The organism is Actinoplanes sp. G11-F43 (assembly GCF_050589265.1).
In the GTDB taxonomy this organism is placed as follows: Bacteria; Actinomycetota; Actinomycetes; order Mycobacteriales; family Micromonosporaceae; genus Actinoplanes.
In genome coordinates, this window is the sequence record NZ_JBNZCE010000004.1 from 136,044 (window position 1) to 158,530 (window position 22,487).

The following is a 22,487-nucleotide window of genomic DNA, read 5'->3' on the forward strand; positions in this document are numbered from 1 at the left end:
CCCGGCAATCCGCCGGGCCACGGCATTCGTACCGGTCCACGAGACGACGACGAAGAAAAGTAGGGATGGAAGTGGCCGCCGCAGACGCGCTCGCCAAGGTACGCAACATCGGCATCATGGCGCACATCGACGCTGGTAAGACCACGACGACCGAGCGAATCCTGTTCTACACCGGTATCACGTACAAGATCGGTGAAGTGCACGACGGCGGCGCCGTCATGGACTGGATGGAGCAGGAGCAGGAGCGCGGTATCACCATCACTTCCGCCGCCACCAAGTGCGAGTGGAAGGGTCACACGATCCAGATCATCGACACGCCTGGCCACGTCGACTTCACGGTCGAGGTCGAGCGGTCGCTGCGTGTGCTCGATGGTGCGGTCGCGGTGTACGACGGTGTGGCCGGCGTGGAGCCCCAGACCGAGAACGTCTGGCGCCAGGCGGACAAGTACGACGTCCCCCGGATGTGCTTCGTCAACAAGCTCGACCGGACCGGTGCCGACTTCTTCCGCTGCGTGCAGATGATGATCGACCGGCTCAACGCCACCCCGCTGGTCCTGCAGATCCCGATCGGGCTCGAGGGTGACCACATCGGTGTCGTCGACCTGATCGAGATGCGCGCGCTCACCTGGCGTGGGGAGACCCAGAAGGGTGAGGACTACGCGATCGAGGAGATCCCGGCCGACCTCGCCGACCAGGCCGCCGAGTGGCGCGAGAAGCTCATCGAGACCCTCGCGGACGTCGACGACGCCGTGATGGAGAAGTACCTCGAGGGCGAAGAGGTCTCGGTCGACGAGATCCGGGCCGCCATCCGGCGCGCCACGATCGCCAGCAAGGCCAACCCGGTTCTGTGTGGCTCGGCGTTCAAGAACAAGGGTGTGCAGCCGATGCTGGACGCCGTTGTCGAGTTCCTGCCGTCGCCGCTGGACGTTCCGGCCATCGAGGGCACCGCGACCGACGGCGAGACGCCGATGCTGCGGAAGCCGTCGAACGACGAGCCCTTCTCGGCGCTGGCCTTCAAGATCCAGACCGACAAGCACCTCGGCAAGCTCACGTACGTCCGGGTCTACTCCGGCACGCTCGAGACCGGTACTCAGGTGGCGAACTCCACCAAGGACCGCAAGGAGCGCATCGGCAAGATCTACCAGATGCACGCGAACAAGCGCGAGGAGCGCTCGACCGCGCAGGCCGGCGACATCATCGCCGTCCAGGGTCTGAAGCAGACCACCACCGGTGACACCCTCTGTGACCCGAACAAGCCGGTCGTCCTCGAGTCGATGACGTTCCCGGAGCCGGTCATCGAGGTGGCCATCGAGCCGAAGACGAAGTCCGACCAGGAGAAGCTGGGCACCGCGATCCAGCGCCTCGCCGAGGAGGACCCGACCTTCCGGGTCTCCACCAGCGAGGAGACCGGTCAGACCATCATCGCCGGCATGGGTGAGCTGCACCTCGACATCCTCGTCGACCGGATGCGCCGCGAGTTCAACGTCGAGGCGAACATCGGTAAGCCGCAGGTGGCGTACCGCGAGACCATTCGCGGCACGGTCGAGAAGCTCGACTACGTGCACAAGAAGCAGACCGGTGGTTCGGGCCAGTACGCGAAGGTCATCGTCAAGGTCGAGCCCCTGGGCCTCGAGGCTGACGGCCCGACCTACGAGTTCGTCAACGCCGTCACCGGTGGCCGTATCCCCAAGGAGTTCATCCCCTCGGTGGACCACGGCGCGCAGGACTCCCTGCAGTACGGCGTTCTCGCCGGCTACCCGCTGGTCGGTGTGAAGTTCACGCTGCTCGACGGTCAGTACCACGAGGTCGACTCGTCCGAGATGGCGTTCAAGATCGCCGGCTCGATGGCGATGAAGGAAGCGGCCCGCAAGGCCGACCCCGCGCTGCTCGAGCCGATGATGGCCGTTGAGGTCACCACCCCCGAGGACAACATGGGTGACGTCATCGGCGACCTCAACTCCCGGCGTGGCATGATCCAGTCGATGGAGGAGCGCCACGGCGCCCGCGTCGTCAAGGCTCTGGTGCCCCTCTCGGAGATGTTCGGCTACGTCGGCGACCTGCGGTCGAAGACTGCCGGCCGGGCTAGCTACAGCATGCTGTTCGACTCCTACGCCGAGGTTCCTCAGAACGTGGCGAAGGAGATCATCGCGAAGGCCACCGGCGCCTGATGCGTTGAGGCACGTGCGGCCTGTCGAGGGCCGCACGTGCACTAGCAGTCGACAGAGTCCTGAGCGCCTCACTGGGCGTGCCGGGCGAAAAGAAATGACCAGTCCACAGGAGGACACCAGTGGCGAAGGCGAAGTTCGAGCGGACTAAGCCGCACGTCAACATCGGCACCATTGGTCACATCGACCACGGTAAGACGACGCTGACTGCGGCCATCACGAAGGTCCTGCACGACGAATACCCGGACCTGAACCCGTACACCCCGTTCGACGAGATCGACAAGGCGCCTGAAGAGAAGGCCCGTGGTATCACGATCTCGATCGCGCACGTCGAGTACCAGACCGCGTCGCGTCACTACGCGCACGTGGACTGCCCCGGCCACGCCGACTACATCAAGAACATGATCACCGGTGCCGCGCAGATGGACGGCGCGATCCTGGTGGTTGCCGCGACCGACGGCCCGATGCCGCAGACCAAGGAGCACGTGCTCCTGGCCCGCCAGGTCGGCGTTCCGTACATCGTCGTCGCCCTGAACAAGAGCGACATGGTCGAGGACGAGGAGCTCCTGGAGCTCGTCGAGCTCGAGGTCCGTGAGCTGCTCAGCACCTACGAGTTCCCGGGCGACGACCTGCCGGTCGTGCGCGTCTCGGCGCTCAAGGCGCTGGAGGGCGACCCGGAGTGGACCGCCAAGCTCCTCGAGCTGATGTCCGCGGTCGACACCGCGATCCCGCAGCCCGAGCGTGAGACCGAGAAGCCGTTCCTCATGCCGATCGAGGACGTCTTCACGATCACCGGCCGTGGCACCGTGGTGACCGGTCGCGCCGAGCGTGGCATCCTCAAGCCGAACGAGGAGGTCGAGATCGTCGGTATCCGCGAGAAGTCGACCAAGACCGTTTGCACCGGCATCGAGATGTTCCGCAAGCTGCTCGACGAGGCCCGCGCGGGTGAGAACGTCGGTCTGCTGCTCCGCGGCATCAAGCGCGAGGACGTCGAGCGCGGCATGGTCGTCGTGAAGCCCGGCACCTCCACTCCGCACACGGAGTTCGAGGGCCAGGTCTACATCCTCTCGAAGGAGGAGGGCGGCCGTCACACGCCGTTCTTCCAGAACTACCGGCCGCAGTTCTACTTCCGCACCACGGACGTCACCGGCGTCGTCACGCTGCCCGAGGGCACCGAGATGGTCATGCCCGGCGACTCCACCTCCATGTCCGTGAAGCTGATCCAGCCGATCGCCATGGAGCAGGGCCTGAAGTTCGCGATCCGTGAGGGTGGCCGCACTGTCGGCGCCGGCACGGTCACGAAGATCAACGTCTGATCTGAGGATGTTCACGACTGCTTCTCGTGAGCTTCGGCTCACGGGGAGTGGTGAGCAACTCTCAGAGGTGACCCCGATTAGCAATGTCGGATTCGATCCGGCATACTAGTCAGGTTGCGTCCGCGCGGGGTGGGTAGCTGACCGAGTGACACTGCTCGTGCAGTTGCCCACCCTCGCCGGGTGTCCGGGTGTGTTTTGACTTGCCGCCCGGCCCCCAGATTCCCGCGATCGGCGCCTACCCAGCAGTCAGGGGGCAGGGGCTGAAGCAGAATGCCCAGCATTCTGAGCAGAGGCGCGACACGCCCGACCGCGGGGGTCGGACAACGCAGGATCAACGGTCCTGCGGGCATGCGGAGGCACCGCTTCCGCACGTAGCGGCATCGAGAGAAGGAAACAGAAGCCACCATGGCGGGACAGAAGATCCGCATCCGGCTCAAGGCCTATGACCACGAGGTCGTCGACTCCTCGGCGCGGAAGATCGTCGAGACGGTGACGCGTACCGGGGCGCAGGTCGCGGGCCCGGTGCCGCTGCCCACGGAGATCAACCGTTTCTGCGTGATCCGTTCGCCGCACAAGTACAAGGACTCGCGCGAGCACTTCGAGATGCGCACGCACAAGCGTCTGATCGACATCATCGACCCGACTCCGAAGACGGTCGACTCGCTCATGCGCCTCGACCTGCCGGCTGGCGTCGACATCGAGATCAAGCTGTAGGGACCGGACAATGGACAGGCAAGTTAAGGGGATCCTGGGCGCCAAGCTCGGCATGACCCAGGTCTGGGACAACAACAAGGTCGTCCCGGTAACCGTGGTGCAGGCCGGCCCGTGCGTCGTGACCCAGGTCCGCACCGATGAGAAGGACGGCTACGCGGCTGTCCAGCTGGCTTACGGCGCGATCGACCCGCGCAAGGTGAACAAGCCGGAGGCCGGCCAGTTCGCCAAGGCCGGGGTTTCGCCGCGGCGCCACATCGTGGAGCTGCGCACCTCCGACGCCAGCGAGTACGAGCTCGGCCAGGAGGTCAGCGCCGACACGTTCGCCGCCGGCCAGCCGATCGACGTGACCGGCAAGACCAAGGGCAAGGGCTACGCCGGTGTCATGAAGCGGCACGGCTTCCACGGTCTCCGCGCCAGCCACGGTGTCGAGCGCAAGCACCGTTCGCCCGGTTCCATCGGCGCCTGCGCGACCCCCGGTCGTGTCTTCAAGGGTGTCAAGATGGCCGGCCGCATGGGTGGCAAGCGCTTCACCGTGCAGAACCTGGTCATCCAGGCCGTCGACACCGAGCGCAACCTGATCCTGGTCCGCGGCGCGGTTCCCGGTCCCAAGGGCGCGCTGATCCTGGTCCGTAGCGCGGCGAAGAAGGGCGGTGCCAAGTGAGCTCGGTTGACGTGATCAACGCCGAGGGCACCAAGACCGGCTCGGTCGACCTGCCCGCCAACGTCTTCGACGTCGCGGCGAACATCCCGCTGATGCACCAGGTCGTCGTGGCGCAGCTGGCCGCGGCCCGTCAGGGCACGCACAAGGCCAAGACGCGCGGCGAGGTCGCCGGCGGCGGCAAGAAGCCGTACAAGCAGAAGGGCACCGGTCGCGCCCGTCAGGGCTCGATCCGCGCGCCGCAGTTCACCGGCGGTGGCGTCGTGCACGGTCCCGTGCCGCGCGACTACAGCCAGCGGACCCCCAAGAAGATGAAGGCCGCCGCCCTGCGCAGCGCCCTCTCCGACCGGGCCCGTGACGGCCGCGTCTTCGTGGTCGAGTCGTTCGTCTCCGGCGAGAAGCCGTCGACGAAGGCCGCGGTCACTGCCCTGCGCAAGGTCGCCCAGACCACCAAGGTCCTGGTCGTTCTGGACAGCCAGGACGAGCTGAACTGGGTGTCGCTGCGTAACGAGCCGACCGTCCACCTCATCGAGGCCGGCCAGCTCAACACCTATGACGTGCTGGTCGCCGACGAGGTGGTCTTCACGAAGGCCGCGCTCGACGAGTTCCTCGGCGGGTCCGAGAAGTCCGAGGAGGGCGACAAGTGAGCACGATCGCCGACCCGCGCGACATCATCTTCGCGCCGGTGGTCTCCGAGAAGAGCTACAGCGTTCTCGACCAGAACTGGTACACGTTCGAGGTCAGCCCGGCCGCGAACAAGACCCAGATCAAGATCGCGATCCAGCAGATCTTCAACGTCCGCGTGCTGACCGTGAACACCGCCAACCGTGAGGGCAAGCGCAAGCGCACCCGCACCGGCTGGGGGCAGCGCAAGGCCACCAAGCGCGCGATGGTGAAGCTGGCTGACGGTGACCGTATCGAGGCCTTCGGCGGCCCGGTCAGCTAAGGGGTTTGTGAATCATGGCAATCCGTAAGTACAAGCCGACCACGCCGGGCCGTCGTGGCTCCAGCGTCGCCGACTTCGCCGAGATCACCCGGTCGACGCCGGAGAAGTCTCTGCTGGTCCCGCTGCCCAAGAAGGGCGGCCGCAACGTCCACGGCCGGATCACCACCCGGCACCAGGGCGGTGGCCACAAGCGGCAGTACCGGCTGATCGACTTCAAGCGGAACGACAAGGACGGCGTGCCGGCCAAGGTCGCTCACATCGAGTACGACCCCAACCGCACCTCGCGCATCGCTCTGCTGCACTACGCCGACGGTGAGAAGCGCTACATCCTCGCGCCGAAGGACCTCAAGCAGGGCGACCGCGTCGAGTCGGGCGTGGGCGCGGACATCAAGCCGGGGAACAACCTTCCCCTGCGCAACATCCCGGTCGGTACGACGATCCACGGTGTGGAGCTTCGTCCCGGCGGTGGAGCCAAGCTGGCCCGTTCGGCCGGCGTGGGCATCCAGCTGCTCGGCCGTGAGGGCGCCTACGCCACGCTGCGTATGCCTTCCGGTGAGATCCGTCGCGTCGACATCCGCTGCCGCGCGACGGTCGGCGAGATCGGCAACGCCGAGCAGTCGAACATCAACTGGGGTAAGGCCGGCCGTATGCGGTGGAAGGGCAAGCGCCCGACCGTCCGTGGTGTGGCCATGAACCCCGTCGACCACCCGCACGGTGGTGGTGAGGGTAAGACCTCCGGTGGTCGTCACCCGGTCAACCCGGCTGGTAAGCCGGAGGGCCGTACCCGCCGCAAGGGCCAGGAGAGCGACAAGCTGATCGTTCGCCGCCGCTACGCCACCCGCAAGCGCGGGTAACGGGAGTTAAAAGATGCCTCGCAGCCTGAAGAAGGGCCCGTTCGTCGACGACCACCTGCTCAAGAAGGTGGAAGTCCAGAACGAGAAGAACTCGAAGAACGTCATCAAGACCTGGTCGCGGCGTTCGACCATCATCCCCGACATGCTCGGGCACACGATCGCGGTGCACGACGGGCGTAAGCACGTCCCGGTGTTCATCAGTGAGGCGATGGTCGGGCACAAGCTCGGCGAGTTCGCTCTGACCCGCACGTTCAAGGGTCACGAGAAGGACGACCGCAAGAGCCGTCGTCGCTAAGCAGATTCACGGATCAGAGGAATTAGGAGCTACAGCGATGCCAGTTAAGGGCGACGCTCCGGTGCTTCCGGGCGCGCGGGCGGTTGCGCGGCACGTGCGCATCTCGCCGAACAAGGCGCGCCGGGTGATCAACCTCGTTCGTGGTCTGCCCGCGAAGGAGGCGCTGGTCGTCCTGCAGTTCGCGCCGCAGGCCGCCAGCGAGCAGGTCTACAAGGTGCTTGCCAGCGCCATCGCGAACGCGGAGAACAACGAGCGGCTCGACGCCGACGGTCTCCTCGTGAGCGAGGCGTTCGTCGACGAGGGTCCCACGCTCAAGCGGTTCCGTCCGCGGGCGCAGGGCCGGGCGTACCGGATCCGCAAGCGCACGTGTCACATCACTATCGCGGTCGAGGCGGTCCAGACGGCCCGCCCGGCGAAGAAGGCCGCGGCGAAGAAGGCCGACAAGCCGGCTGAGCCGCAGGCTGCCGAGTCCCAGAGCACGGAGGGTGCCGAGTAATGGGTCAGAAGGTTCACCCCACCGGGTTCCGTCTCGGCATCTCCACCGACTGGCGGAGCCGTTGGTTCGCCGACAAGCTCTACAAGGACTACATCGGCGAGGACGTCAAGATCCGCCGGATGATGTCCAAGGGCCTCGAGCGCGCCGGCATCTCCAAGGTGGACATCGAGCGGACCCGCGACCGGGTGCGTGTCGACATCCACACCGCCCGGCCGGGCATCGTCATCGGCCGTAAGGGGGCGGAGGCCGACCGGATCCGTGGCGAGCTCGAGAAGCTCACCGGCAAGCAGGTCCAGCTGAACATCCTCGAGGTCAAGAGCCCCGAGTCGGACGCTCAGCTGGTCGCGCAGGGTGTCGCGGAGCAGCTGTCCTCCCGGGTCAGCTTCCGCCGCGCGATGCGCAAGGCCATGCAGTCGGCCATGAAGAACCCGATCTGCAAGGGCATCCGGGTGCAGGTCTCCGGCCGCCTCGGCGGCGCGGAGATGAGCCGCACGGAGTTCTACCGTGAGGGTCGCGTTCCGCTGCACACGCTCCGCGCGAACATCGAGTACGGCTTCTTCGAGGCCCGTACCACGTTCGGCCGGATCGGCGTGAAGGTCTGGATCTACAAGGGCGACGCCGTTCCGGGTCGCGAGGTCGCCCCCGAGGCGCCCGCGCGTCCGCGCCGGGACCGGGCCGACCGTCCCGAGCGTCCGCGTCGTGGCCGTTCCGGTTCGTCCGGTACGACCGCGGGCGGCACCGAGGCCGGCCGGGCCGCTCAGGCCGCGGCGACCGCCGATGACACCGCCGCTGCTCCGGCCGCGGCTGAAAAGCAGCAGGAGGGCTGACCTGTGCTGATGCCCCGTAAGCCCCCGAAGGGCTTCCGTAAGCCGCACCACCCGGACCGCAGTGGCGCGTCCAAGGGTGGCAACCGGGTCGTCTTCGGTGAGTTCGGTATCCAGGCTCTCGAGCCGGCGTACGTGACCAACCGTCAGATCGAGTCGGCTCGTATCGCCATGACCCGTCACATCAAGCGTGGCGGCAAGGTCTGGATCTCGATCTTCCCGGACCAGGCTCTGACCAAGAAGCCGGCCGAGACCCGCATGGGTTCCGGTAAGGGTTCTCCCGAGTGGTGGGTGGCGAACGTCAAGCCGGGACGGATTCTCTTCGAGATGTCCTTCCCGAACGAGACGGTCGCGCGTGAGGCGATGCGCCGCGCGATCCACAAGCTCCCGATGAAGTGCCGCATCGTGACGCGCGAAGTGGGTGAAAGCTGATGGCAGCCGGCGTTAAGGCCGCTGAGCTCCGCGAGCTTCCTGAAGAGGAACTGGTCGCGAAGCTCAAGGAGGCCAAGGCGGAGCTGTTCAACCTTCGTGTGCAGCGCGCGACCGGGCAGCTCGACAATCACCGTCGGCTCCAGGTCGTCCGCAAGGACATCGCGAAGATCTACACGATCATGCGGGAGCGGGAGCTGGGCCTCTCGGTCGCGCCGGATGAGGTGACGGCATGAGTGAGAACACCACCGCTCCGCGCGCGCAGCGCAAGGTGCGTGACGGTCTCGTGGTCAGCGACAAGATGGACAAGACCGTCGTTGTCGAGGTCGAGGACCGGGTCAAGCACGCCCTGTACGGCAAGGTCATCCGCCGTACGCGGAAGCTGAAGGTGCACGACGAGCAGAACGCTGCCGGAGTCGGCGACCGCGTCTCGATCATGGAGACTCGTCCGCTCTCCGCCACCAAGCGGTGGCGCATCGTGGAGATCCTCGAAAAGGCCAAGTGAGTGCGCTGGGGCCGGTGTGAGCCGGCCCCAGCGGCCCGTCAACCACCCCGCCACCCGCCCGTAAAGCGGAACAACAGCAGGGTGAACGTTCCGCCAAGCTTCGGGCAGTGCCTGAAGAACTGGCAGACATAGGAGACAGACGTGATCCAGCAGGAGTCGCGACTGCGCGTCGCCGACAACACGGGTGCCCGGGAGATCCTGTGCATCCGCGTGCTCGGTGGCTCCGGTCGCCGTTACGCGAGCATCGGCGACGTCATCGTGGCCACGGTCAAGGACGCCATTCCGGGTGCCGGTGTGAAGAAGGGCGACGTCGTCAAGGCGGTCGTCGTTCGCACTGCCAAGGAGCGGCGCCGCCCGGACGGCTCGTACATCCGCTTCGACGAGAACGCCGCCGTCATCATCAAGGACGGTGGGGACCCCCGCGGTACCCGCATCTTCGGCCCGGTCGGGCGCGAGCTGCGCGACAAGCGGTTCATGAAGATCATCAGCCTGGCGCCGGAGGTGCTCTGACCGTGAAGATCAAGAAGGGCGACACGGTCGTCGTCATCGCCGGTAAGGACAAGGGCGCCAAGGGTAAGGTCATCGCGGCCTACCCGACGCGGGACAAGGTCCTGGTCGAGGGCGTCAACCGGATCAAGAAGCACGAGCGCATCCGCACGAACCAGCGTGGTTCGAAGACCGGTGGCATCGTCACCCAGGAAGCCGCCATTCACATCTCGAATGTGCAGCTGCTGGACGGCGACGGCAAGCCGACTCGCATCGGTTACAAGATTGACGAGAACGGCAACAAGGTCCGGATCGCGCGCACGACCGGTAAGGAAATCTGATGACTGCCGCTACCGAGCCCAAGACGCTGCCGCGTCTCAAGCAGAAGTATCGCTCCGAGGTCGTGCCGGCCATCCAGGAGCAGTTCAAGTACGGCAACGCCATGCAGACGCCCGGCCTGGTCAAGGTCGTCGTGAACATGGGTGTCGGCGAGGCTGCCCGGGACGCCAAGCTGATCGACGGCGCGGTCCGCGACCTGACCACCATCACCGGTCAGAAGCCGCTGATCCGCCGGGCGACCAAGTCCATCGCGCAGTTCAAGCTGCGTGAGGGCATGCCGATCGGCGCGAAGGTCACCCTCCGCGGCGACCGGATGTGGGAGTTCCTGGACCGGCTGCTGTCGATCTCGCTGCCCCGTATCCGCGACTTCCGCGGTCTGGACGGCCGGAAGCTCGACGGTCACGGCAACTACACGTTCGGTCTGACCGAGCAGTCGGTGTTCCACGAGATCGACCAGGACAAGATCGATCGTCCGCGGGGCATGGACATCACCGTGGTCACCACCGCCACGACCGACGACGAGGGCCGGGCGCTGCTGAAGCTCCTGGGCTTCCCGTTCAAGGAGAACTGAGCATGGCTAAGAAGGCGCTGATCCTGAAGGCGGCCGCGAAGCCCAAGTTCGCCGTGCGTGCCTACACCCGCTGCCAGAAGTGCGGGCGCCCGCACTCGGTCTACCGCAAGTTCGGCCTGTGCCGCGTTTGCGTGCGGGACATGGCCCACCGTGGTGAGCTGCCCGGCGTGTCCAAGGCCTCCTGGTAACTTTCCGCCCCACGGCCCGCCCTCGCGGCGGGCCACCAGGCGGACCCGAATGTAATGCCGCTTCGCCGTAGGCCTGAGCCCAGCCCGGGAACCCCGGCGAGAAAGGTTGACGAATACCCATGACGATGACGGACCCGATCGCAGACATGCTGACGCGTCTGCGCAACGCCAACCAGGCGTACCACGACAAGGTGACGATGCCCTACTCGAAGATCAAGGCGAACATCGCCGAGGTCCTCAAGGCCGAGGGTTACATCGCGTCGTGGACGTCTGAGGAGCCCGAGGAGGGCGCGGTCGGCAAGCGTCTGGTCGTTGAGCTCAAGTACGGCCAGAACCGCGAGCGCAGCCTCGCCGGCATCAAGCGCGTCTCGAAGCCCGGCCTGCGGGTTTACGCCAAGTCCGACGAGCTGCCCCGCGTGCTCGGTGGCCTCGGTGTCGCGATCATTTCGACGTCCCAGGGACTGCTGACCGACAAGCAGGCCCGCAAGCGGAGCGTTGGCGGGGAAGTCCTCGCCTTCGTCTGGTAACTGGAGACTTAGACATGTCGCGAATCGGACGTAAGTCGATCCCGGTCCCGGCCGGCGTCGACGTCACCATCACGGGGCAGACCGTCAAGGTCAAGGGCCCCAAGGGCGAGCTCTCGCACACCGTCGCCGAGCCGATCACGGTCTCGAAGGACGGCGGCGAGCTGGTCGTCAACCGACCCAACGACGAGCGCAAGGCCAAGGAACTCCACGGCCTGTCTCGTACCCTGGTCGCCAACATGATCATCGGCGTGACCGAGGGCTACAAGAAGACGCTCGAGATCAACGGCACCGGTTACCGCGTGACCGCCAAGGGCAAGGACCTCGAGTTCGCCCTCGGCTTCTCTCACCCGGTTCTGGTCCCGGCCCCCGCGGGCATCACCTTCTCCGTCGAGAAGCCGACCGTGTTCTCGGTCGCCGGCATCGACAAGCAGCTGGTGGGTGAGATCTCCGCGAACATTCGCAAGATCCGTCCGCCGGAGCCCTACAAGGGCAAGGGTGTCAAGTACCAGGGCGAGGTCATCCGCCGCAAGGCTGGAAAGGCAGGTAAGAAGTGACCGCCACGCTGCTCAAGCGCCGCAACGGCGGCGGGGTTGCCGCCAAGCGTGCCGTCGGCAAGGCGCGTCGGCACTTCCGGGTCCGCAAGAACGTCCGTGGTACGGCCGAGCGTCCCCGTCTGGTCGTCACCCGCTCTTCGCGGCACATCACCGCGCAGATCATCGACGACCTCAAGGGCCACACGCTCGCTTCCGCCTCGACTCTCGACGCCTCGATCCGTGGCGCCGAGGGCGACAAGAGCGCCCAGGCCGTCAAGGTCGGTGCTCTGCTCGGCGAGCGGGCGAAGGCCGCCGGTATTTCCAAGGTCGTCTTCGACCGCGGTGGCAACAAGTACGCGGGGCGTATCGCCGCGCTTGCCGGTGCCGCTCGCGAAGCCGGACTCGAGTTCTAGGAGGAATTGACCAATGCCTGGTCAGCAGCGCCGTGGCGGCGGGTCCGGCGGTAACACCGAGGGTGGCGGCCGCCGCGACAACCGTCGTGAGGGCGGCCGCGGCAACGCGCCCGTCGAGAAGACCCCGCACCTCGAGCGGGTCGTCGCGATCAACCGTGTCGCGAAGGTCGTCAAGGGTGGTCGTCGCTTCAGCTTCACCGCCCTGGTGATCGTCGGCGACGGTGACGGCACCGTCGGTATCGGTTACGGAAAGGCCAAGGAGGTGCCCGCGGCGATCGCCAAGGGCGTCGAGGAGGCCAAGAAGCACTTCTTCAAGGTTCCGCGGATCGGCACCACCATCCCGCACCCGATCAAGGGTGAGGCGGCGGCCGGTGTGGTCCTGCTCAAGCCGGCTTCCGCCGGTACCGGTGTTATCGCCGGTGGCCCGGTGCGTGCCGTGCTCGAGTGCGCGGGTATCCACGACATCCTGTCGAAGAGCCTCGGCTCCTCGAACCCGATCAACATCGTGCACGCGACCGTGGCCGCTCTGAAGGGCCTCGAGTCGCCGGAGATGGTCGCGAAGCGTCGTGGCCTCCCCGTCGAGGACGTGGCTCCGGCCGCCATGCTGGCGGCGCGGGCGGAAGCGGCGGTGCACTGATGGCGCGCTTGAAGGTCACCCAGATCCGGTCCGGGATCGGGCGTAAGCAGAACCAGCGGGACTCCCTGCGGTCGCTCGGCCTGAAGCGGATCAACGATGTGGTGGTCAAGGAGGACCGTCCCGAGATTCGGGGCATGATCTTCGCGGTGAACCACCTCGTCACTGTCGAGGAGGTCGAGTAATGGCGATCAAGGTCCACCACCTTCGTCCCGCCCCCGGTGCCAAGACCGCCAAGACCCGCGTGGGTCGTGGTGAGGGCTCCAAGGGCAAGACCGCGGGTCGCGGTACCAAGGGCACAGGTGCTCGGAAGAACACCCCGGCGTCGTTCGAGGGTGGGCAGATGCCCATCCACATGCGGCTCCCGAAGATCAAGGGTCTGGGCAACCGGCCCCGCAACAAGGTCGTCTTCCAGGTCGTGAACCTGGACCGGCTCGCCGAGCTGTTCCCGAACGGCGGCGAGATCGGCCCGGCCGAGCTGGTCGAGGCCGGCGCGGTCCGCAAGGGTCAGCCGGTCAAGGTGCTGGGCTCGGGCGAGCTGGGCGGCGTGTCGCTGACCGTCTCCGCCCACGCGTTCAGCGGGTCGGCCAAGGAGAAGATCGCTGCCGCCGGTGGTTCCACCACCGAGCTGTAGCAACTAGCACGGCTGGAGGCCGCGGCACCGGGGAGACCCGGGGTCGCGGCCTCTTTCCGTTGTCCGGGAGCGGCGTAAAACGGCCCTGTGCGCCGCGTGAGGCGCTGATTGCGCTCCGACTGCCGCCCAGGTACGGATCGGGCGTTCCGGCCCGTGTGGGCCCTCTGAGGACCCGGGGCCGCGCGCCGGCGCGGGCGGACACTGGTTGTCTTCGATGGAAACTGGGAGTGTTCCGGTCCGTGCCGTAGGGTGAGACGAGCGTGCCGACCGGCGCGCAACCAACCGGTTCAGCCATGAAGCCGGACAGTTGTGTTGTACTGGGACATCGGCCCGAGCCATGCCGGTGGTTGCGCTCTCGGCCTTGCTGATACAGTGCTCCGCTGGCGGCCTCTATGGCTGTCCAATGATGTGTGCCCGAAGTTCCGGGATTTCGCAACCCAGAGTGTGGCGACCACGCAGGAGGATCAGTTGTTGTCCGCCTTCTCGAGCGCGCTTCGGACGCCTGACCTGCGGAAGAAGCTACTATTCACGGTAGCGATCGTGGCTATCTACCGTCTCGGTGCCACATTGCCCAGTCCGGGCGTCTCCTATGCCAACGTCCAGGCGTGTCTCAAACTCACCGAGTCGGACACCAATGGCGTGCTCAACCTGCTGAACCTCTTCTCCGGCGGAGCGCTGCTGCAGCTCTCCGTCTTCGCGCTGGGCATCATGCCGTACATCACGGCGTCGATCATCCTGCAGCTGCTCACGGTGGTCATCCCCCGTCTGGAGCAGCTTCGCAAGGAGGGTCAGTCCGGCCAGGCGAAGATCACTCAGTACACCCGCTACCTGACGCTCGGCCTGGCTGTCCTGCAGGCTTCCGCGTTCGTGGCGCTGGCTCGGACCGGTCAGCTGTTCAACAACATGTGTGACCAGGACGACCCGACCTACCAGATCATCCCGGAGAACACCGGCGTTCCGATGTGGCTCACGCTCACCATCCTGGTGATGACGATGACCGCCGGCACCGGTGTGGTCATGTGGCTCGGCGAGCTCATCACCGACCGGGGCGTCGGCAACGGCATGTCCGTGCTGATCTTCACATCGATCGCGGCCCGCCTCCCCGGCGAGGGCTGGAGCATCAAGGAGTCCAGCGGCACCGGCAAGTTCTTCCTGGTGATCGGCCTGGTTCTGGTCATCATCGCGCTGGTGGTCTTCATCGAGCAGGCGCAGCGCCGGATCCCGGTGCAGTACGCCAAGCGCATGATCGGCCGGCGGATGTACGGCGGCACCTCGACCTACATCCCGCTGAAGGTGAACCAGGCGGGTGTCGTCCCGGTCATCTTCGCGTCGTCGCTGCTCTACCTGCCGCAGCTGTACCTTCAGTTCTTCGACCAGAACAACCTGAAGGACTACCAGATCTGGATCCAGCGGTACCTGGCCGACGCGACCAGCCCGTTCTACATCGGCGTGTACTTCCTGCTGATCATCTTCTTCACGTACTTCTACGTCTCGATCACGTTCAACCCGACCGAGGTCGCTGAGAACATGAAGAAGTACGGTGGTTTCGTGCCGGGCATCCGCCCGGGCAAGCCCACCGCCGACTACCTGGACTTCATCCTCAGCCGGATCACCCTGCCGGGGGCGTTGTACCTTGGCTTGATCTCGGTCCTGCCGAACTTCTTCTTCATCTGGCTCAACCAGCAGCAATACCAGAACTTCCCCTTCGGCGGCACGGCAGTGCTGATCATGGTGGGTGTGGGTCTGGAGACGGTGAAGCAGATCGAGAGCCAGCTCATGCAGCGGAACTATGAAGGGTTCCTCCGGTAGTGGGTACGCGGGGCCGAGCGGCTCTGGCGTCGATGTGCGTGGTTTCTCAGGACCGAAGCGAGGCGATGTAGGTGCGGCTGGTACTGGTGGGCCCTCCGGGGGCCGGCAAGGGGACCCAGGCTGAGTTCATCGCCGCCCATCTCGCCGTACCGAAGATCTCGACCGGGGACATCTTCCGGGCGAACGTGTCGCAGGGGACGCCGCTGGGCGTCGAGGCCAAGCGCTACATGGACGCCGGGCAGCTCGTCCCCGACGAGGTGACCATCAACATGGTCCGGGACCGGCTGGCCGAACCGGACGCCGGCGACGGCTTCCTGCTGGACGGCTTCCCGCGCACCGTGCCCCAGGCGCAGGCCCTGGACAAGCTCCTGGCCGACCTGGGCACGGCGCTGGACCTGGTGATGGAGCTCGTGGTCGACGACGACGAGGTCATCCGCCGGCTGTCCGGGCGGCGTACCTGCCGGGGTTGCGGAAAGATCTGGCACGTCGAGTTCGACCCGACGAGCAAGGAGAACATCTGCGACCGCTGCGGCAGCGAGCTGTTCCAGCGCGATGACGACAAGGCCGAGACGATCGCCAACCGGCTCGTGGAGTACGCGGACAAGACCGCTCCGCTCGTCGACTTCTACGGCGCTCAGGGCAAGCTGGTGGGCATCGACGCGACCGGCCCGGTCGAGGACGTCACGATGCGCGCGATCGACGCCCTGCAGTCGTTCGGCGGCTGATTCCGCCCCGTTCCATCAAGCACGACGCCGCCCCGGGTAACCCCGGGGCGGCGGCATGTCCAGCACGAGAGGGTTAGGCTCACCGCCATGCGCCGCCAGGAGCTGAATATCCAGCTGAAGACTCCCGAGCAGATCGAGTTGATGCGGGCCGCCGGCCTGGTCGTCGCCGCGGCTCTGGACGCGATGCGGGCGGCGGTGGCCCCCGGTGTCTCCACCGCCGATCTGGACGCCGTCGCGGAGAAGGTGATCCGCGACGCGGGCGCCGTCCCGTCGTTCAAGGGCTACCACGGCTTCCCCGCGTCGATCTGCGCCTCGGTCAACGAGCAGGTGGTGCACGGCATCCCCAGCGCCGAGCAGGTCCTCCGGGAGGGTGATCTGATCTCGCTGGACTGCGGCGCCATCCTGGAGGGCTGGCACGGCGACTCGGCGATCACCGTCGGGGTCGGCGAGACCGCCCCGGAGCTGCTGAAGATGGCCAAGGTGGCCGAGGACGCGATGTGGGCGGGTATCGCCGCCGCGGCCCGGGGTGTGGCCAACGGGCGCGGCCGGCTGACCGACATCTCGTTCAACGTGGAGAAGACGGTCCGCAAGGCCGGGCGGTACGGCATCGTCGACGGCTACGGCGGCCACGGCATCGGCACCGAGATGCACCAGGACCCGCACGTGCTCAACCACGGCAAGCCGGGGCGTGGCATCCGGCTGGAGCCGGGCCTGGCCCTGGCCATCGAGCCGATGATCACCATGGGGTCGCCCCGGACGGCGGAACTCAGCGACGGCTGGACCGTGGTGACCCGGGACGGCTCGCGGGCGGCGCACGTGGAGCACACGATGGCGCTGCTGGCCGACGGGGTGTGGGTGACCACCGCCCCGGACGGTGGACGTGCTCGTCTCGGCGATCTCGTGACCGCCCGTCAGCCATAGATGACCCTGGCGACCTGCTGGCATGCTGGGACCCATGGGGCATGAGGGGATGCGGGCCGGTGACACCGATCGGCAGAAGGTCGCCGATCAGCTGAAGGCTGCGCTGGACGAGGGCCGGCTCGACCTGAGTGAGTACGACGAGCGGGTGCAGAAGGCGTACGGGGCGAAGACGTACGGCGATCTGGATGGTCTTCTGGACGATCTGCCCGGCACCGTGCCCGTGACGAAGTCCCAGGTGGTGCCGGCCGGCCCGCAGAGCCCGGCGGCGCCGGCGAAGAAGGGCAGGAAGCACAAGGAGAAGCAGTCCGGGGTCCAGGGCATGGCCTTCGTCTTCGTGATCTGCGTGCTGGTCTGGCTGATGAGTGGGGCGGGTTACTTCTGGCCGGGCTGGGTGGCGATCCCGCTGCTGTTCGCTCTGATGGCGCACTTCCGGGACCGGGGCAATCGCGGCCACTAAGCCCGATATGGTCGAGTTGTCCGCCAGCGAACACGCCCGGCAGCGGGGTGCGCAACCCTCGGTTTGGCGTCGCTGTTACGGGCGCGTAGACTGGCTCGCTGGCGCGTAGCGTCCACTCCTTCATGTCCTCAAGCGCTTCCGGGGACCGAGGGAGTCGCGGCTGTTTCGGACCTTTGGTCCGGATACGACGTTGCGACAGCCTGCCCCAAGAACCCGATGTCAGGTAGCGGAGGACATGCCAAAGAAAGACGGAGCCATCGAGATCGAAGGCCGTGTGATCGAGCCTCTACCGAACGCAATGTTCCGGGTGGAGCTCGCCAATGGTCACAGGGTTCTGGCACACATCTCCGGGAAGATGCGCCAGCACTACATCCGCATCCTTCCCGAGGACAGGGTCGTCGTCGAACTCTCGCCGTACGACCTGACCCGTGGGCGCATCGTCTACCGCTACAAGTAAACGGGTCGCGGGGAGTTTTCCAATCCCGTCTGACTGAGAGTTAAGGCAAACCGTGAAGGTCAAGCCGAGCGTCAAGCGGATCTGCAACAACTGCCGGGTCATCCGGCGGCACGGCCGGGTCATGGTCATCTGCTCGACCGACCCGCGCCACAAGCAGCGTCAGGGCTGAGTCCCGCGCAGGATCCGCACCACTGAAGAAGCTCGTCCCAGTCGCGTTCCGGCGCGACTGCACCCCCGGTCGGAGGCCGGGGCCCACCGGGGCAGGTGGGGTGGGACGGGCACAGACCTCCGCGATCACAACGAGGAGTACGCCCAGCAATGGCTCGTCTCGTCGGCGTCGATCTTCCCCGCGAAAAGCGGATGGAGATCGCGCTCACTTACGTTTACGGCATCGGCCGTACCCGCGCTGTAGAGGCTCTGACCGCTACGGCTATTGACCTGAACAAGCGCGCCAAGGACCTCACGGACGAGGAGCTGGTTCAGCTCCGGAACTACATCGAGGCCAACTTCAAGGTTGAGGGTGACCTGCGCCGCGAGGTCGCCGCGGACATCCGCCGCAAGGTCGAGATCGGCTGCTACGCCGGTATCCGCCACCGCAAGGGTCTGCCCGTCCGGGGCCAGCGGACCCGTACCAACGCTCGTACCCGTAAGGGTCCGAAGCGGACGGTCGCCGGTAAGAAGAAGCCCGGTCGGAAGTAATAGGAGCGCACTGACTTATGCCACCGAAGGCACGCGCAGGGGCCGCAGTCAAGAAGGTCCGGCGCAAGGAACGCAAGAACGTCGCCCACGGGCAGGCGCACATCAAGAGCACCTTCAACAACACCATCGTGTCGATCACCGACCCGACCGGTGCTGTCATCTCCTGGGCCTCCTCCGGCCAGGTGGGCTTCAAGGGCTCCCGCAAGTCGACCCCGTTCGCCGCGCAGCTCGCTGCCGAGGCGGCCGCCCGTCGTGCCATGGAGCACGGCATGCGCAAGGTCGACGTGTTCGTCAAGGGCCCGGGCTCCGGCCGGGAGACCGCGATCCGTTCGCTTCAGGCCGCCGGCCTCGAGGTCGGGCAGATCTCCGACGTGACGCCCCAGCCGCACAACGGCTGCCGTCCGCCGAAGCGTCGTCGGGTCTGACGAAGTAGTACCGATTGCCCGGCGTCCTCATCGGCGCCGGGCACATCCGATGGCCATCAAATAGCGGGTGGCCGGACAGAAAGAAGAACAGCGTGCTCATCAGCCAGCGACCGACCCTCTCGGAGGAGTCGCTCAGCGAGACCCGCTCCCGGTTCACCATCGAACCGCTGGAGCCGGGCTTCGGCTACACCCTCGGTAACTCACTGCGGCGTACCCTGCTGTCGTCCATCCCGGGCGCGGCGGTCACCAGCATCAAGATCGACGGCGTTCTGCACGAGTTCACCACCATCCCCGGTGTCAAGGAGGATGTGGTCGAGCTGGTCATGAACGTCAAGGAGCTCACCGTCAGCTCCGAGCACGACGAGCCGGTCAGCATGTACCTGCGCAAGCAGGGCCCGGGCGACGTGACCGCCGGTGACATCCAGCCCCCGGCTGGCGTCTCGGTGCACAACCCCGATCTCAAGCTGGCGACCCTGAACAGCAAGGGCCGGCTGGACATGGAGCTGACCGTCGAGCGCGGTCGTGGCTACGTCACCGCGGCGCAGAACAAGAGCGCCGGCGCCGAGATCGGCCGGATCCCGGTCGACTCGATCTACTCGCCGGTTCTCAAGGTCACCTACCGCGTCGAGGCTACCCGTGTCGAGCAGCGTACCGACTTCGACCGCCTGATCATCGACGTCGAGTCGAAGGCGTCGATCTCCCCGCGGACCGCGCTGGCCTCGGCCGGCTCGACCCTCGTCGAGCTCTTCGGCCTCTGCCGTGAGCTGGACGAGACCGCCGAGGGCATCGACATCGGCCCGTCGCCGCAGGACGCGCAGCTCGCTGCCGACCTGGCCCTTCCGATTGAGGAGCTGGACCTCACCGTCCGGTCGTACAACTGCCTCAAGCGTGAAGGCATCAATTCGGTGGGCGAGTTGATAGGGCGTACGGAGGCCGACCTTCTGGACATCCGGAACTTCGGCCAGAAGTCGATCGACGAGGTCAAGATGAAGCTCGCCGGAATGGGCCTGGGCCTGAAGGACAGCGCGCCGTCCTTCGACCCCGCGCACGTGGTCGACTCGTTCGGCGACGTGGACTACGACACCGACGACTACCGCGAGACCGAGCAGCTCTAAGAGCTCGGCTGCGCCACATTTCAAGGAGCATCTGAAATGCCCACGCCCACCAAGGGTGCCCGCCTCGGCGGCAGCCCGGCACACGAGAAGCTCATCCTGGCCAACCTGGCCACCGAGCTCTTCCGGCACGGGAAGATCAAGACCACCGAGACGAAGGCCAAGCGGCTCCGCCCGCTGGCCGAGCAGCTCATCACGAAGGCCAAGCGCGGCGACCTGCACGCCCGTCGCCGGGTGCTGGCCACCGTGAAGGACAAGGACGTCGTGTACGCCCTGTTCGAGCAGATCGCTCCGCGGTACACCAACCGTCCGGGTGGCTACACCCGGATCACCAAGACCGGCCCCCGCAAGGGTGACGCCGCCCCCATGGCGGTCATCGAGCTGGTCGAGGAGCTCGAGGTCGCGGCGACCACCGGCCCGTCGAAGGAGGCCCGCAAGGCCGCCGCGCAGCAGGCCAAGGTCGAGGCGCTCGCGCCCGAGGAGGACGAGACCCCCTCGAGCAAGAGCACCGACGCCGACCAGGACGCCGAGGCTCCGGTCAGCGCCTCCGGTGACAAGGGCGCCGAGGGCGACAAGGCCGAGGGCGACGACACCACCAAGGCCTGATCTTCACGGCTGGAAACACATCGACCGCGGCCCGGCACCCCGAGAAGGGTGCCGGGCCGCGGTCTTTCCCGAACGAGGAGCGATGACCGAATCGATCCGGCTGCGGCTGGACGTGTCCTACGACGGCGCCGAGTTCTCCGGCTGGGCGGTCCAGCCCGGTAGACGTACCGTCGCCGGGGTGTTGATCGAGGCCTTCGCCCGTCTGCTCGGAACGGACACACCGCTCGGGCTGACCGTGGCCGGGCGCACCGACGCCGGCGTGCACGCCTCCGGGCAGGTCTGCCACGTCGACCTGCCGGCCGGGCGCTGGGCCGAGCTGGAGGGCTCGCTGCTGCGCCGGCTGGCCGCGCTGACCCCGCCGGACGCCCGGGTCCGGGCGATCACGCCGGTGCCGGACACGTTCGACGCACGGTTCTCAGCGACCTTCCGGCGGTACGAGTACCGGGTCACCGACCGCCCGTGGGGCCCGGAGCCGCTGCGCCGGCACGACACCCTCGGCTGGGTGCGGCCGCTCGATCTGGACCGGCTCAACGCGGCCGCCGCCGGGCTGGTCGGTGAGCACGACTTCGCCGCGTTCTGCAAGCGCAAGGAGCACGCCACCACGATCCGGGCGATCAACCGGCTGGACTGGCGGCGTGAGCCGGACGGGGTCCACGTGGCCACCGTGCGGGCCGACGCGTTCTGTCAGGCGATGGTGCGCAGCCTGGTCGGGGCGATGCTGACGGTCGGTGACGGCCGCCGGGCGCCGGAGTGGCCGGCCGAGCTGCTCACCCTGCGGGAACGGTCCAGCGAGGTGGTGGTGGCGCCGGCGCACGGGCTCACCCTGGTCGAGGTGGGATATCCGGAGGAGACCGAGTACGAGGCGCGGGCCGTCGCCACCCGACGCCTGCGCGCCGACCCCCGTGTCTAGCTGCCGGCCCGGCGGACCAGCACCCGGTCGTGCAGATGGGTGTCCAGCAGCTCGGCGGTGATCCGCTGGACCGCCGGGTCGGTGGCCGGGACCAGGGCGCCGTCCGGGCCGGTGATCACGAGGTACATGACGTAGTGGCCGCGGGTGCGCCACAGCACCGGAGTGCCCGGCGTGGCCGCGGCGCCGGTCAGGTCGGCGAACCCGCCGTCACCCGTCTCGACCAGGTCGCGGATCTGAGCGCCGACGGCATCGGCACCGGCCACGTCGGGCAGGTTCAGCATGCCGGCGGTCACCCGATGGCCGGCGTACGGCACCGACAGGGCGGCCCGGACCGCTTGGGAGCAGCCGTACCGGGCAAGCGTCTGTCGCAACGCGCCGGTGACCGCGACCGCGCAATCGGCGGTGACCTCGCCGGACGCCGTCGCGAATCCGGCGGAGCCGGGCGGGAACACCTCGTCCACGGTCAGCGGCGCGGGATCCACCGCACGGGACGCGATGCGCGCGTCGACCTCCGCGGACGCGAGGGTACGGCCCTGCTCCGGCCGGCGCTCGTCGGCGAGGAAGAGGACACCCAGCATCACGAAGATGCCGAGCACGATCAGCCCGGCCAGGCCGCGGGTCAGCAGGTGGGCGGTCGGGTGAGGCTCGCGCCGGAGGTGCCGCCGGGTGGCCCGCCGATGCTGGCCGGCGGCATAGAACCACACCGGTGCGGCGCGGTGGGCGGAGCGCGTCGGAGAGGCGTGCCGCATCAATCAAAGCTAGGCGCGCACGCTGATCAATGAACGCACAGCCTGTCCGCCACCCCGGCGCCCCGCGGGACATCCGGCGGCGGGAGACTG

At 67.1% G+C, this 22,487-nt stretch carries 35 protein-coding genes; 34 read left to right on the forward strand and 1 reads right to left on the reverse strand.

Annotated elements, in window-relative coordinates; translation table 11 throughout:
* Positions 1-71: 71 nt before the first annotated feature.
* The 34 genes from fusA to truA all read left to right on the forward strand — a co-directional run bounded on the left by fusA (position 72) and on the right by truA (position 21,648).
* Positions 72-2,168 carry an elongation factor G gene (gene fusA / locus ACQ0O7_RS04405; RefSeq protein WP_430780444.1) on the forward strand — a complete coding sequence of 699 codons (2,097 nt, stop codon included), beginning with the start codon at positions 72-74 and terminating at the stop codon, positions 2,166-2,168.
* A 119-nt stretch (positions 2,169-2,287) separates the two neighbouring features.
* Positions 2,288-3,481, forward strand: coding sequence for an elongation factor Tu (tuf, locus tag ACQ0O7_RS04410; RefSeq protein WP_430780445.1), 1,194 nt, complete (start codon positions 2,288-2,290; stop codon positions 3,479-3,481).
* A gap of 405 nt (positions 3,482-3,886) precedes the next feature.
* Positions 3,887-4,195, forward strand: a complete 309-nt coding sequence (gene rpsJ, locus ACQ0O7_RS04415; RefSeq protein ID WP_007073037.1) for a 30S ribosomal protein S10 — start codon at positions 3,887-3,889, stop codon at positions 4,193-4,195.
* A 10-nt stretch (positions 4,196-4,205) separates the two neighbouring features.
* Positions 4,206-4,856, forward strand: coding sequence for a 50S ribosomal protein L3 (gene rplC / locus ACQ0O7_RS04420; protein ID WP_430780446.1), 651 nt, complete (start codon positions 4,206-4,208; stop codon positions 4,854-4,856).
* Positions 4,853-5,500, forward strand: a complete 648-nt coding sequence (gene rplD, locus ACQ0O7_RS04425) for a 50S ribosomal protein L4 (RefSeq protein ID WP_430780447.1) — start codon at positions 4,853-4,855, stop codon at positions 5,498-5,500. Before rplC ends, rplD begins: the two co-directional genes overlap by 4 nt.
* Complete coding sequence (gene rplW / locus ACQ0O7_RS04430) at positions 5,497-5,799, forward strand: 50S ribosomal protein L23 (RefSeq protein WP_430780448.1); 303 nt, start codon at positions 5,497-5,499, stop codon at positions 5,797-5,799. The genes rplD and rplW overlap by 4 nt, the downstream gene beginning before the upstream one ends.
* A 14-nt stretch (positions 5,800-5,813) precedes the next feature.
* On the forward strand, positions 5,814-6,653 hold the full coding sequence (gene rplB, locus ACQ0O7_RS04435; protein ID WP_317788697.1) for a 50S ribosomal protein L2: 840 nt from the start codon (positions 5,814-5,816) through the stop codon (positions 6,651-6,653).
* A gap of 13 nt (positions 6,654-6,666) precedes the next feature.
* Entirely contained in the window at positions 6,667-6,948 is a 282-nt protein-coding gene (gene rpsS / locus ACQ0O7_RS04440) for a 30S ribosomal protein S19 (RefSeq protein ID WP_067696121.1), read from the forward strand.
* Between the two features lie 37 nt (positions 6,949-6,985).
* Positions 6,986-7,444 (forward strand): 50S ribosomal protein L22, encoded by a 459-nt coding sequence (gene rplV, locus ACQ0O7_RS04445; protein WP_430780449.1) that lies wholly within the window; start codon positions 6,986-6,988, stop codon positions 7,442-7,444.
* Positions 7,444-8,271, forward strand: coding sequence for a 30S ribosomal protein S3 (gene rpsC / locus ACQ0O7_RS04450; RefSeq protein WP_092548796.1), 828 nt, complete (start codon positions 7,444-7,446; stop codon positions 8,269-8,271). Before rplV ends, rpsC begins: the two co-directional genes overlap by 1 nt.
* A 3-nt stretch (positions 8,272-8,274) precedes the next feature.
* Entirely contained in the window at positions 8,275-8,700 is a 426-nt protein-coding gene (gene rplP, locus ACQ0O7_RS04455) for a 50S ribosomal protein L16 (RefSeq protein WP_014440729.1), read from the forward strand.
* Entirely contained in the window at positions 8,700-8,933 is a 234-nt protein-coding gene (gene rpmC, locus ACQ0O7_RS04460) for a 50S ribosomal protein L29 (protein WP_106315554.1), read from the forward strand. Before rplP ends, rpmC begins: the two co-directional genes overlap by 1 nt.
* A complete protein-coding gene (gene rpsQ, locus ACQ0O7_RS04465) occupies positions 8,930-9,202 on the forward strand; it encodes a 30S ribosomal protein S17 (protein ID WP_092548791.1) in 273 nt (90 codons plus the stop codon). Before rpmC ends, rpsQ begins: the two co-directional genes overlap by 4 nt.
* A 141-nt stretch (positions 9,203-9,343) precedes the next feature.
* On the forward strand, positions 9,344-9,712 hold the full coding sequence (rplN, locus tag ACQ0O7_RS04470) for a 50S ribosomal protein L14 (protein ID WP_007465279.1): 369 nt from the start codon (positions 9,344-9,346) through the stop codon (positions 9,710-9,712).
* Positions 9,709-10,029, forward strand: coding sequence for a 50S ribosomal protein L24 (rplX, locus tag ACQ0O7_RS04475; protein WP_430780561.1), 321 nt, complete (start codon positions 9,709-9,711; stop codon positions 10,027-10,029). Before rplN ends, rplX begins: the two co-directional genes overlap by 4 nt.
* Positions 10,029-10,598 carry a 50S ribosomal protein L5 gene (rplE, locus tag ACQ0O7_RS04480; protein ID WP_430780450.1) on the forward strand — a complete coding sequence of 190 codons (570 nt, stop codon included), beginning with the start codon at positions 10,029-10,031 and terminating at the stop codon, positions 10,596-10,598. Before rplX ends, rplE begins: the two co-directional genes overlap by 1 nt.
* Before the next feature lie 2 nt (positions 10,599-10,600).
* Positions 10,601-10,786: a type Z 30S ribosomal protein S14 gene (locus ACQ0O7_RS04485; protein ID WP_020513598.1), complete on the forward strand. Its 186-nt coding sequence runs from the start codon at positions 10,601-10,603 to the stop codon at positions 10,784-10,786.
* A 119-nt stretch (positions 10,787-10,905) separates the two neighbouring features.
* Positions 10,906-11,313 carry a 30S ribosomal protein S8 gene (rpsH, locus tag ACQ0O7_RS04490; protein WP_014440735.1) on the forward strand — a complete coding sequence of 136 codons (408 nt, stop codon included), beginning with the start codon at positions 10,906-10,908 and terminating at the stop codon, positions 11,311-11,313.
* A gap of 14 nt (positions 11,314-11,327) precedes the next feature.
* A complete protein-coding gene (rplF, locus tag ACQ0O7_RS04495; protein ID WP_106315550.1) occupies positions 11,328-11,867 on the forward strand; it encodes a 50S ribosomal protein L6 in 540 nt (179 codons plus the stop codon).
* Positions 11,864-12,259: a 50S ribosomal protein L18 gene (rplR, locus tag ACQ0O7_RS04500; RefSeq protein WP_430780452.1), complete on the forward strand. Its 396-nt coding sequence runs from the start codon at positions 11,864-11,866 to the stop codon at positions 12,257-12,259. The genes rplF and rplR overlap by 4 nt, the downstream gene beginning before the upstream one ends.
* Before the next feature lie 13 nt (positions 12,260-12,272).
* Positions 12,273-12,896 (forward strand): 30S ribosomal protein S5, encoded by a 624-nt coding sequence (rpsE, locus tag ACQ0O7_RS04505; RefSeq protein ID WP_430780453.1) that lies wholly within the window; start codon positions 12,273-12,275, stop codon positions 12,894-12,896.
* On the forward strand, positions 12,896-13,078 hold the full coding sequence (rpmD, locus tag ACQ0O7_RS04510) for a 50S ribosomal protein L30 (RefSeq protein WP_043531070.1): 183 nt from the start codon (positions 12,896-12,898) through the stop codon (positions 13,076-13,078). Before rpsE ends, rpmD begins: the two co-directional genes overlap by 1 nt.
* Positions 13,078-13,527: a 50S ribosomal protein L15 gene (rplO, locus tag ACQ0O7_RS04515; RefSeq protein ID WP_430780455.1), complete on the forward strand. Its 450-nt coding sequence runs from the start codon at positions 13,078-13,080 to the stop codon at positions 13,525-13,527. The genes rpmD and rplO overlap by 1 nt, the downstream gene beginning before the upstream one ends.
* A gap of 468 nt (positions 13,528-13,995) precedes the next feature.
* Positions 13,996-15,336 carry a preprotein translocase subunit SecY gene (gene secY, locus ACQ0O7_RS04520; protein WP_430780562.1) on the forward strand — a complete coding sequence of 447 codons (1,341 nt, stop codon included), beginning with the start codon at positions 13,996-13,998 and terminating at the stop codon, positions 15,334-15,336.
* A 71-nt stretch (positions 15,337-15,407) separates the two neighbouring features.
* Entirely contained in the window at positions 15,408-16,061 is a 654-nt protein-coding gene (locus ACQ0O7_RS04525) for an adenylate kinase (RefSeq protein ID WP_430780456.1), read from the forward strand.
* Positions 16,062-16,148: 87 nt separating this feature from the next.
* The gene (gene map, locus ACQ0O7_RS04530; protein WP_430780457.1) at positions 16,149-16,982 is read left to right on the forward strand and encodes a type I methionyl aminopeptidase; all 834 of its coding nucleotides are present in this window, start codon (positions 16,149-16,151) and stop codon (positions 16,980-16,982) included.
* A gap of 34 nt (positions 16,983-17,016) precedes the next feature.
* Positions 17,017-17,439, forward strand: coding sequence for a DUF1707 SHOCT-like domain-containing protein (locus ACQ0O7_RS04535; protein WP_430780458.1), 423 nt, complete (start codon positions 17,017-17,019; stop codon positions 17,437-17,439).
* A 235-nt stretch (positions 17,440-17,674) separates the two neighbouring features.
* Positions 17,675-17,896: a translation initiation factor IF-1 gene (infA, locus tag ACQ0O7_RS04540; RefSeq protein ID WP_018347787.1), complete on the forward strand. Its 222-nt coding sequence runs from the start codon at positions 17,675-17,677 to the stop codon at positions 17,894-17,896.
* A 52-nt stretch (positions 17,897-17,948) separates the two neighbouring features.
* Positions 17,949-18,065: a 50S ribosomal protein L36 gene (gene rpmJ, locus ACQ0O7_RS04545; RefSeq protein WP_014440745.1), complete on the forward strand. Its 117-nt coding sequence runs from the start codon at positions 17,949-17,951 to the stop codon at positions 18,063-18,065.
* A 149-nt stretch (positions 18,066-18,214) separates the two neighbouring features.
* Entirely contained in the window at positions 18,215-18,595 is a 381-nt protein-coding gene (rpsM, locus tag ACQ0O7_RS04550; RefSeq protein ID WP_430780459.1) for a 30S ribosomal protein S13, read from the forward strand.
* Between the two features lie 17 nt (positions 18,596-18,612).
* Positions 18,613-19,020 (forward strand): 30S ribosomal protein S11, encoded by a 408-nt coding sequence (rpsK, locus tag ACQ0O7_RS04555; protein WP_014440747.1) that lies wholly within the window; start codon positions 18,613-18,615, stop codon positions 19,018-19,020.
* A gap of 92 nt (positions 19,021-19,112) precedes the next feature.
* Complete coding sequence (locus ACQ0O7_RS04560) at positions 19,113-20,135, forward strand: DNA-directed RNA polymerase subunit alpha (protein WP_014440749.1); 1,023 nt, start codon at positions 19,113-19,115, stop codon at positions 20,133-20,135.
* 36 nt (positions 20,136-20,171) lie between these two features.
* The gene (rplQ, locus tag ACQ0O7_RS04565; RefSeq protein WP_430780460.1) at positions 20,172-20,738 is read left to right on the forward strand and encodes a 50S ribosomal protein L17; all 567 of its coding nucleotides are present in this window, start codon (positions 20,172-20,174) and stop codon (positions 20,736-20,738) included.
* 82 nt (positions 20,739-20,820) lie between these two features.
* Positions 20,821-21,648 carry a tRNA pseudouridine(38-40) synthase TruA gene (gene truA, locus ACQ0O7_RS04570; protein WP_430780461.1) on the forward strand — a complete coding sequence of 276 codons (828 nt, stop codon included), beginning with the start codon at positions 20,821-20,823 and terminating at the stop codon, positions 21,646-21,648.
* Here the strand turns inward: truA and ACQ0O7_RS04575 are convergent.
* On the reverse strand, positions 21,645-22,397 hold the full coding sequence (locus ACQ0O7_RS04575; RefSeq protein WP_430780462.1) for a hypothetical protein: 753 nt from the start codon (positions 22,395-22,397) through the stop codon (positions 21,645-21,647). The two genes, truA and ACQ0O7_RS04575, sit on opposite strands and share 4 nt — an antisense overlap.
* Positions 22,398-22,487: the final 90 nt, after the last annotated feature.